The organism is Desulfonatronospira sp. MSAO_Bac3 (assembly GCF_003838035.1).
Lineage (GTDB): Bacteria > Desulfobacterota > Desulfovibrionia > Desulfovibrionales > Desulfonatronovibrionaceae > Desulfonatronospira > Desulfonatronospira thiodismutans.
The window spans coordinates 1-8,783 of the sequence record NZ_QYZY01000204.1 but is presented as its reverse complement, the minus strand read 5'-3'; the positions used below and the strand labels follow the sequence as shown (position 1 = coordinate 8,783).

Sequence of the window (8,783 nt, the reverse complement as noted above, 5' to 3'; positions counted from 1 at the left end):
TGCTCATGCTCCGGGTTGAGATAGGAAAAAAGCAAACAGAGAGCCACGGACTGTACCTGCAATTCTTTGAGGCGTTTCTTGATGCTGGACAAAACCTCCAGGTCCATGGGCTGGATTTCTTTTCCTGATGCATCCATGCGGGCGGGGAGGCCGAACCTGAGGCCTGGGGGAACCACAGTCTGTGGTCTGCGGTGAAAGAGATTGTAGAGCTGGTCCCTGTTCTGGCGACCGATTTCTATTACGTCTTCAAAGCCGGCATTGGTGATTATGGCGGTCCTGACCCCTTTTCGCTCCAGGACAGCATTGGTGGCCACGGTGGAGCCGTGCACTACCTTTACCCGGCCCAATGCCGCCCCGGGCGGCCCCACAGAGTGGGATTCAACCGGGCGGGTCCTGCCCTCAGGGGCAATGTGCTCCAGCCCCTCAAGTACAGCTCTTGAAGGATCATCCGGGGTGGACAGGGTCTTGTGCACTACCCAGCGACCGCCTAAATGATATATAAAATCCGTAAAAGTCCCCCCGGTATCAACTCCGATAATTACTGGATCACAAGACTGCATTGCGATAGAAATGTTTCCTTTGGGTATCAATTGCTGGATAAATTTTGTCTTTTTTGCAGGTGTATCCGGCAGGGCTGAAAACAGCTTGAGCTCAAGACGGCTGATCTTCCCGGCGGTACTGTGCGGAAACATCGATGGCTATGCCGCCCCTGGCCTTGAAGCGGCCCACAACTTTCATCTGCCTGGGGCTGCAGGCCTGAACCAGGTCATCCAGGATGCGATTGACCACAGTCTCCATAAAAGTAGGTTCCTGACGGTAGCTGAAAAGATAATATTTGAGGGATTTGGACTCGATGCACTCCTTTCCCGGCACGTATCTGAGTTCAATGGTCCCGTAGTCCGGCTGTCCTGTAACCGGGCAAAGGGAAGTGAACTCATCCGTGACCATAACCACTTCGTAGTCCCTTTCCGCAAATTTATTGGCAAAGGTCTCCAGAACTCCGGGATCAACCCTGGAAGGATATTCGGGCCTCGTTTTACCCAGCAGAGTCAAACCGGAAGTATCATCACGCATTTCTTTTATCCCCCAATTCTTCAATCCCTGAACTTCCCAATTCCCCAATCCCTAAATTCCCATTCAGCATTGATCCTTTCTTCTCTCCATGCTCCATGCTCCATGCTCCATGCCCTATGCTCTATGCTCCATGCCCTATGCTCCATGCCCTATGCCCCATGCCCCATGCCCCATGCTCCCCAATCCCTAAATTCCCCAATTCCTGAATTCCTAAATTCCTGAATTCCTAAATTCCCCAATCCCGAAAATCAACCATATATTTCATCCAGGACATCTTTTATCTCTTTCTTGTACCTGGAATAAATATCTTTGGCCAGGGCATCCACTTTCTGCATGGACTGACGGTCTGTGGAAAGTTCCGGATACTTTGCCAGGCCCAGGTCATCAATGCTCAGCTCCTTGAAGCACAGATCCTGGTCAAAGTTATAAGTCAGGTCACTGCCTGCCAGCTTTCTCTTCTGGCCGCCTTCCACATCCATACTCCTGGCAAAGGCCATGACATCGTCCGGCCGATTGCAGGCGTTTATCTCTCTAATGGCTGCATTAATGCTCTCGGCAAAATCCGTGACCGATTTCAGGTTGGTGGTAAGCTGTTTTTTGCCCGCTACTTCCTTGTCCTCGACATATCGGCCATGGGTGTAGACGTCTATTCTCTCTGCAAGCTGCATATACAGACTGCGCACTAAGCCGAGAAACCTGCCCCTGCTGGTCCAGGCCCGGGGCAGGGCCACATCATGCTCCCAGTCTGCCGGGACCCCGGCCAGTTCACTGCTGTCCAGGCCGGTCCAGAACTCTTGGGCAGCACTGCCTCGACCAAGGACATGGTTCAGACGGGTAACAATTCCTTCAATGCCCCTGGCCTGTCTCTGCAGCTCTTCTGCCTGCTGCTGCAGAAACTCCAGGTCGTCTTCCAGTTCCCTGCGTTTCCCGAAAAAGGTCTCCGCCGCCTCTTTCAGGGTTTCATCCATGAGATTTTCTGCAAACTTGTCCATATTTTTCATAATGTTACAGCATCCTTATAGTTCTAACTGCAACACAGACGGTTGACCGCATTAAACCTTGGATATATGTATTGCGCTTGCTTCAAGAACCACCTCAACCTAAAGGATAAGTTATGGATTCCAGTTTCAAGGTCAAGTCCATCTGCAGCCACGGTCCTGAAAACTACCGTATAAAGCGCACTTGAACCAGGATTTATCTCTATTGCCGGGTGTGCAATAGTTGTTTCAATTTAAACGAAGCAGCCCAGAACATCGACGACCGTATGGAGGAAGACCTGGGCAACATACGCTGCGACAGGCTCTGATTCAAAACTTTTGTCGCAAAAAGAACAGGCAATAAATGTGCTGGGATAACCACCGGAAAACATCTTGCATCTGCATAACTCGATTTACATGAGTAGTTGTCCGCCCTGACGCGACTGACGGATTTACAGAAGCGGCAGGTACTTTTTCAGCTCATACTCAGTCACCTGTATGCGGTAGTTATTCCATTCGATTTTCTTGTTGGCGATGAAATTGTTGAATATGTGCTCGCCCAGGGCCTGCCTGACCACTGCGCTTTTTTCCAGAACCTCCACCGCCTCGAAAAGGCTTCCGGGCAGGCTGGGGATGTTGTGCTTCTTTCTTTCTTCCTCGTTCATCTCAAAGATATCTTCTTCCACCGCCTCGGGCAGGGGGTATTTCTTTTCCATGCCCTTGAGCCCGGAAGCAAGCATACAGGCAAATGCCAGATAAGGGTTGCAGGCCGGATCCGGAGATCTAAGCTCCACCCGGGTAGCCTTTTCCTTGCCCGGTTTGTACATGGGCACCCGCACCAGGGATGAGCGGTTGCGCCTGGCCCAGGCCACGTAAACAGGAGCCTCATATCCCGGCACCAGCCTCTTGTAGGAATTGACCCACTGGTTGCACACAGCGGTGATCTCGTTGGCATGCTCCAGAAGGCCGCTGATGTAATTTCTGCATTCCCTACTCAGATTGTCCGGGGCATCAGGATCGTAAAACACGTTTTTGCCATTTTTAAAAAGAGACTGGTGCACATGCATGCCGCTGCCGTTTTCCCCGAAAAGGGGCTTGGGCATAAAGGTGGCGTAGCAGCCGTGACGTCTGGCCACTTCCTTGGCGATGACCCGGTAGGTGACCGCGGTGTCGGCCATCTTCAGGGCTTCCTGGTAGCGCAGGTCTATCTCGTGCTGGCTGGGGGCCACCTCGTGGTGACTGTACTCTACAATAATGCCCATGTTTATCAGGGCATTTATGATATCCCTGCGGATGTCATTGGCCAGGTCCAGAGGCGGTGCATCAAAGTACCCCCCGAAGTCCAGGGTTTTGGGCTCCCTGGAGCTCTCAAAAAGAAAGAATTCCAGCTCCGGGCCTACGTAAAAGCTGTACCCGTCTTCAGCAGCTTTGCCCAGAATCCTTTTGAGGACGTACCTGCTGTCGCCTTCATAGGGGCTGCCGTCGGGGTTCTTGATGTCGCAGAACATGCGGGCCACCGGTCGTTCCATGGGACGCCAGGAAACAATCTGAAAAGTTGTCGGATCTGGATAAGCCAGCATGTCGCTTTCATGAATCCTGGAAAAACCCTCGATGGAAGAACCGTCAAAACCCATACCTTCTTCAAAGGCCTCATCCAGCTCGCTGGGGGTAACCTGAAAACTTTTCAGGTTGCCCAGAACATCCACGAACCAGAACTGCACAAAACTGATGTCGTGCTCTTTAACCGCCCTGGTAACATCATCTGCATTTCGACAATCAAACACCACCGGCTTTTGCATGCATAACCTCCAGAACTTGAGAGTTAAAAGTTATCAGTTAATTGTTAATATTTGAAAAACCCGCCTACTCCCCGGTGACATCCCTTACCCAGCTCATGGCTGAGGCAACCGAAGGGAAGCCTATGGTGGATGTAAGCACTATCAGGGTCTGGCGAAGCTCCTCCGGGGTGGCCCCGGCCTTGAGAGCCCTGCGGGCATGACTGTGTACCGCGCCTTCAAGCTTCAGGGCTGCTGCAGCAGACAACTGAATAAGTTCAACACTTTTTTCATCCAAAGGTCCCTCCTGGCGCACGGCATTGCCCATCTCTTCCACGGCCTTGATAAATCCGGGATGCTGTTCCTGCATCATCTGATAATTTTTAGGCAACTGATCTTTACTCATGACTTTTCTCCGTTTTTAAGTTGTATGATGTAACTTACTGCAACTATTCAGTATACTTTGTCTTTGCTCTTACTCTCTGACAAAACGCCCCGGGCACCTACCATCCAGCCATAAACTCCCGGGGACTTTTGCCCTCATCCAGATGTTTGATCAGGGCACTGCCGAAAACCACGGCATCCACGTGCTCCTCAATGGATTCCAGCTGATCCTTGGAACTGATGCCGAAGCCCAGGGCCACGGGACATTCAAAAGTTTCCTGCACCTGGCGCAGCTTATCACCCAGGACCTGCATTGAACCGGACTTTGTCCCGGTAATACCCATAACAGACACCACGTAGACAAAAGCCGGACACAGCCTGGCGTATTCCTGAAGCCTCTCTGTTGATGTATTCAGCCCCACCAGGGGTATGTAGGCCAGGTTGTTTTCTTCCAGAACTTCCTTGTAAGGCTCGGCTTCCTCCAAAATAAGATCCGGTATAATCAGCCCGCTCACCCCGGCTTCTTTGCAGGCACCAGACAGCCTTTCGACTCCGTACTGCAGAAAAGGATTAAAGTATCCCATGAAAACCAGCCCGGCCTGAATGTCTTTTCTGTGCCTGGCCAGGCCTTCGAAAATCCAGTCCAGGTTCACCCCCTGCTCCAGGCAACGGATGGAGGCTTTTTCCACCACCGGACCGTCTGCCACAGGATCTGAAAAAGGCACTCCTATTTCTATGACATCCGCGCCCTGGTCGTCCAGTTCCAGGATGACATCCCAGAACCTTTCCCTGCTGGGAAACCCGGCCGGCACAAACGGTATCAGGGCCTTTCGACCACTGTCCACAGCCCCCTGTATCTTTCTGGTCAATATATTGTCATGATGCATTGCACTACTTCCTCGTAATTAGGTTCCTACACCTGAAAAACTGTCCTGCAGGGTTCTTCCGCCCTCAGCATTTCTTCAATCCCCAAATCCCTAAATCCCCCAATCCCTCAATCCCCCAATTCCTCAATCCCCCAATTCCTATATCCCTGAATCCCTGACAATATCCAGATCCTTGTCCCCTCTTCCCGAAAGGTTGATCAGGACCCTGCTGCCCTGCTTGATGGAGTCTTTGTTTTCCACTGCCCAGGCCACGGCGTGGGCGCTTTCCAGGGCCGGGATGATGCCCTCCTTGCGCGACAAAAGATTAAAAGCCTTCAAGGCCTCGCGGTCATGAATAACTTCGTACCTGGCCCGGTTGCTGTCCTTTAAAAAGGAGTGCTCCGGCCCTACCCCGGGATAATCCAGCCCAGGGGCCACGGAGTGCGAGGGCAGGATCTGGCCCTCTGTGCTTTGCAGCAGAAAAGTATGCGTGCCGTGCAGCACACCGGGGGTACCCCTGGAAATCGTTGCGGAGTGATAATCCTCAGGACCACCCCTGCCCCCGGCTTCCACGCCCACCAGCTCTACCTGCCGGTCTTCCACAAAAGGGTGAAACATGCCGATGGCGTTGGAACCTCCGCCCACACAGGCCACCACTGTATCCGGCAGATTTCCGGTCTGCTCCAGCATCTGCTCCCTGGCCTCCCGGCCGATTACTGACTGCAGCTTGCGCACCAGAAGCGGGAATGGATGCGGACCCACAGCAGAGCCCAGGCAGTAGTGTGTATCCGACTGGTGCGCTATCCAGTACCGAAGAGCCGCATTGATAGCGTCCTTGAGGGTCCTGGTGCCGCTTTCCACGGGCTCCACCCTGGCCCCCATGAGCTCCATGCGGTGCACGTTGATACTCTGACGCTGTACATCTAAGGCACCCATGAAGACTATGCAGTCCAGGCCCAGCATGGCTGCTGCCGTAGCTGTGGCCACCCCGTGCTGTCCGGCCCCGGTCTCCGCCAGCAGGCACCTCTTGCCCATATGCCTGGCCAGCAGGGCCTGTCCCACGGTGTTGTTGATCTTGTGCGCCCCGGTATGGGCCAGATCCTCTCTTTTCAGATACACATCAAAGCCCAGCTCCCCTGAGAGGTTGCGGCAGGGATAAAGAGGCGTGGGGCGTCCCACGAATTCCCGGCCCACCCGGTCCATATCCTTTACAAAGGCCTCACTGGGCAGAATATTGTCCACAGCATCCTCCAGTTCCGCCAGGGGCGGTACCAGCAGTTCCGGAACAAACCTGCCGCCGAAAGCACCGAAATAACCCTTTCTCATTTCATTCCTCGCAATTTATTTACTGCTTTTTTTATCTTTTCGTGATCCTTTTGCCCCGGGCCTTTTTCTACACCGGAATTGAGATCAACGCCTGCGGCCTGTGTCTTGAGCACCGGGTCCAGATTGTCCGGCCCAAGCCCCCCGGCCATAAGAAACGGCACAGGACTATTTACTCCCTCAAGCCAGCTGCAGGCTATGCTCCGGCCATGCCCCCCCATGCTCCGGCCTGCGTCCAGCAGGAAATAACTGCAGACCTGGGTGAATTTCTGAAGTTCTTCCTCAAAAGAACTGCTGCTCTGGAAACGTTCCGGCCAGAAGGTCCTGATGACCATTTCCGCTCCCAGCTCACGGCAAAAACCAGGATCCTGTCCGCCATGCAGCTGCACCATATCCAGCCCGGCCCTGCTGGTTGCATCCAGCACTTCCCGGACTGTTGCATCTACAAATACTCCCACCCGGAGCTCATTTTCTTTGCTCCACTCCCCGACTTTTTCAGGGGATACGTACCTGGGACTGCCGGGATGAAAGATGAAGCCGGTAAAATCTATCCTTAGTTCCTGACAGAGCCTGAGATCCTCTGGATCAGTCAGCCCGCAGATTTTGATTTTGAACTCCCGGTTCATGGGAAAAGCTCCTTTAGTTTCTCCCCGGGCTGGTCACAGGACATGATGCTGGTGCCTATGAGAAAGGCATCAAAGCCAAGCCCGTAAAGTTCGTCCACCTGAGCTGAATTGTCAATACCGCTGGCACAGATCCAGACCTCTTGAGGCTTTTTCTGCGGCACAAGGCTTCTGGACATGTCCAGGTCCACTGTGAGCCTGTCTAAGTCCCTGTTGTTGACCATGATGATATCTGCGCCGGCCTGTCTGACCATGTCCAGTTCCCTGGGGGCGAAGATCTCCACCACAGGCTCCAGGTTGTGGATACGGCTCACGCGGATCAAATCCGACAACAGCCCCAGGTCCTTTACCACCCTGGCAATGAGCAGCAGGGCCGAGGCCGGTGTGGCAGCGGTCTGCTCAACCTGCAGATAATCGAATATAAAGTCCTTTCTGAGCACCGGGACACCGTGTCCGGCAAATTCCTCCAGATACTCAAGCCTGCCCCCGAAATATTCTTCTTCCGTCAGCACGGAAAAAGCCGCGGCACCCCCGGACATAAACTCCTGCACAGCTTTTTGGGGAGACAGCTCCTCGTTTATAACCCCCCTGGAAGGCGAGGACCTCTTGTATTCAGCAATAATGGCCGGTCCGGGACCGGCAACAGCCTCGCGAAAGCCCGGTCTTGGGCCTTGATACTCTTCCAGAGTTCCACCTCCGGCCTTAAGCTCTCTTAAGGCCTTCAACTCCCCGGCCTTGGCCTGCATAAACTTATCCAGCATGAGTCTATCCTGAAAAGTTAAGGGTTTTAAGACCGCCCCTGACGATAGATGCCGCCTCGTGCATACATTCCTCAAGACCCACATCCGGGTTTAGCAGGTGCAGGCCCAGGCCCAGGTTCAGGGCCACCATGTCCTGCATGGGTCCCGGACCTTCACCGGCCAGTATCTCGCGCTGCCTGGCCAGGGCACTTTCCTTGTCCGCACAGGCCAGATCCTCGGGACTGCAGGCCTCAAATCCCAGGGGCTCGGGGTCCAGAAGCATATCCTCCTGTCTGCCCTCACGGACCATAATCACCTGGTTCACCCCGCAGGGGGTCAGCTCGTCAAACCCCATGGCCCCGTGCACCACTGCCGCGGACTGCACACCGCTTTCAGCCAGCACACCGGACATAAGGGGCATAAATCCGGCGTGGGGCACACCCAGTATCTGGTGCGTGGGCCTGGCCGGATTCAAAAGCGGTCCCATGAGATTGAACAGGCTTCTTATGCCCAGCTCCTGTCGCAGAGGGGCGATGGTTGCAAAACTTGGATGGAAATGCGGGGCAAAAAGAAAAGCAAAGTTCCTGGCCGCCAGTTCACCTGCCACAAGCTCAGGGTTGTCCAGGAGCTGCAGCCCCAGGGCCTCCACAACGTCAGCGCTGCCGCAGGAACTGGACACGGCCCGGTTGCCGTGCTTCACCACCTGGATGCCCTGGTCGGCCAGAAAAAAGGCCACCGCAGTGGAGCAGTTGAAGCTCTGGCGCGAGTCCCCGCCTGTACCGCAGGTATCTATAGTTTTCCCGGTCAATCCCTGCACCAGCCTGGCCCGCTGCAGAGCCACACTCACGGCAGCAGCCAGTTCAGAGGCACTTTCGCCCTTGGTGCGAAGGCCCATGAGCAGCGCCCCGCTCTGGGCCGGGGATATCTCCCCTTCAAACAGGGCCTGAAAAACATCCCGGCCCTCACTGTAATCCAGGTCCTGCCCGGAGCATATTTTATTCAGTACTTGTTTTATCTGCAT

The 8,783-nt window shown here is 54.2% G+C and carries 11 protein-coding genes; 1 reads left to right on the top strand and 10 read right to left on the bottom strand.

What is annotated here, in order from left to right; genetic code table 11:
- The 3 genes from D5S03_RS06995 to D5S03_RS06985 form a co-directional block, all read right to left on the bottom strand.
- A partial coding sequence (locus tag D5S03_RS06995; protein ID WP_287043175.1) for a hydantoinase/oxoprolinase N-terminal domain-containing protein occupies nucleotides 1-560 on the bottom strand: 560 nt, incomplete at its 3' end.
- Nucleotides 561-651: 91 nt separating this feature from the next.
- The gene (gene queF / locus D5S03_RS06990) at nucleotides 652-1,074 is read right to left on the bottom strand and encodes a preQ(1) synthase (RefSeq protein ID WP_008868476.1); all 423 of its coding nucleotides are present in this window, start codon (nucleotides 1,072-1,074) and stop codon (nucleotides 652-654) included.
- A 248-nt stretch (nucleotides 1,075-1,322) separates the two neighbouring features.
- A complete protein-coding gene (locus D5S03_RS06985) occupies nucleotides 1,323-2,075 on the bottom strand; it encodes a hypothetical protein (protein ID WP_287043173.1) in 753 nt (250 codons plus the stop codon).
- A gap of 191 nt (nucleotides 2,076-2,266) precedes the next feature.
- Here D5S03_RS06985 and D5S03_RS13760 point away from each other — a divergent pair, with 191 nt between their 5' ends.
- Complete coding sequence (locus tag D5S03_RS13760; RefSeq protein WP_353740051.1) at nucleotides 2,267-2,380, top strand: dual CXXC motif small (seleno)protein; 114 nt, start codon at nucleotides 2,267-2,269, stop codon at nucleotides 2,378-2,380.
- A gap of 123 nt (nucleotides 2,381-2,503) precedes the next feature.
- Here D5S03_RS13760 and D5S03_RS06980 read toward each other — a convergent pair whose 3' ends face one another.
- The 7 genes from D5S03_RS06980 to trpD form a co-directional block, all read right to left on the bottom strand.
- The gene (locus D5S03_RS06980) at nucleotides 2,504-3,850 is read right to left on the bottom strand and encodes a glutamine synthetase family protein (protein WP_287043171.1); all 1,347 of its coding nucleotides are present in this window, start codon (nucleotides 3,848-3,850) and stop codon (nucleotides 2,504-2,506) included.
- 64 nt (nucleotides 3,851-3,914) lie between these two features.
- The gene (locus tag D5S03_RS06975) at nucleotides 3,915-4,232 is read right to left on the bottom strand and encodes a carboxymuconolactone decarboxylase family protein (protein WP_287043169.1); all 318 of its coding nucleotides are present in this window, start codon (nucleotides 4,230-4,232) and stop codon (nucleotides 3,915-3,917) included.
- Between the two features lie 97 nt (nucleotides 4,233-4,329).
- A complete protein-coding gene (gene trpA / locus D5S03_RS06970; RefSeq protein WP_287043167.1) occupies nucleotides 4,330-5,097 on the bottom strand; it encodes a tryptophan synthase subunit alpha in 768 nt (255 codons plus the stop codon).
- A 138-nt stretch (nucleotides 5,098-5,235) separates the two neighbouring features.
- Nucleotides 5,236-6,402 (bottom strand): tryptophan synthase subunit beta, encoded by a 1,167-nt coding sequence (trpB, locus tag D5S03_RS06965; RefSeq protein WP_287043165.1) that lies wholly within the window; start codon nucleotides 6,400-6,402, stop codon nucleotides 5,236-5,238.
- Complete coding sequence (locus D5S03_RS06960; RefSeq protein ID WP_287043163.1) at nucleotides 6,399-7,025, bottom strand: phosphoribosylanthranilate isomerase; 627 nt, start codon at nucleotides 7,023-7,025, stop codon at nucleotides 6,399-6,401. The genes trpB and D5S03_RS06960 overlap by 4 nt, the downstream gene beginning before the upstream one ends.
- Nucleotides 7,022-7,783 carry an indole-3-glycerol-phosphate synthase gene (locus D5S03_RS06955; RefSeq protein WP_287043161.1) on the bottom strand — a complete coding sequence of 254 codons (762 nt, stop codon included), beginning with the start codon at nucleotides 7,781-7,783 and terminating at the stop codon, nucleotides 7,022-7,024. The genes D5S03_RS06960 and D5S03_RS06955 overlap by 4 nt, the downstream gene beginning before the upstream one ends.
- Nucleotides 7,784-7,787: 4 nt before the next feature.
- Nucleotides 7,788-8,783 (bottom strand): anthranilate phosphoribosyltransferase (gene trpD, locus D5S03_RS06950; RefSeq protein WP_287043160.1); only part of this gene is annotated, 996 nt, incomplete at its 5' end.

Excerpts from the sequence above, each read along its gene's own strand:
- queF (WP_008868476.1), bottom strand. The coding sequence starts at position 1,074 with ATGCGTGATGATACTTCCGGTTTGACTCTGCTGGGTAAAACGAGGCCC.
- D5S03_RS06985 (WP_287043173.1), bottom strand. The coding sequence starts at position 2,075 with ATGAAAAATATGGACAAGTTTGCAGAAAATCTCATGGATGAAACCCTG.
- D5S03_RS06980 (WP_287043171.1), bottom strand. The coding sequence starts at position 3,850 with ATGCAAAAGCCGGTGGTGTTTGATTGTCGAAATGCAGATGATGTTACC.
- D5S03_RS06975 (WP_287043169.1), bottom strand. The coding sequence starts at position 4,232 with ATGAGTAAAGATCAGTTGCCTAAAAATTATCAGATGATGCAGGAACAG.
- trpA (WP_287043167.1), bottom strand. The coding sequence starts at position 5,097 with ATGCATCATGACAATATATTGACCAGAAAGATACAGGGGGCTGTGGAC.
- trpB (WP_287043165.1), bottom strand. The coding sequence starts at position 6,402 with ATGAGAAAGGGTTATTTCGGTGCTTTCGGCGGCAGGTTTGTTCCGGAA.
- D5S03_RS06960 (WP_287043163.1), bottom strand. The coding sequence starts at position 7,025 with ATGAACCGGGAGTTCAAAATCAAAATCTGCGGGCTGACTGATCCAGAG.
- D5S03_RS06955 (WP_287043161.1), bottom strand. The coding sequence starts at position 7,783 with ATGCTGGATAAGTTTATGCAGGCCAAGGCCGGGGAGTTGAAGGCCTTA.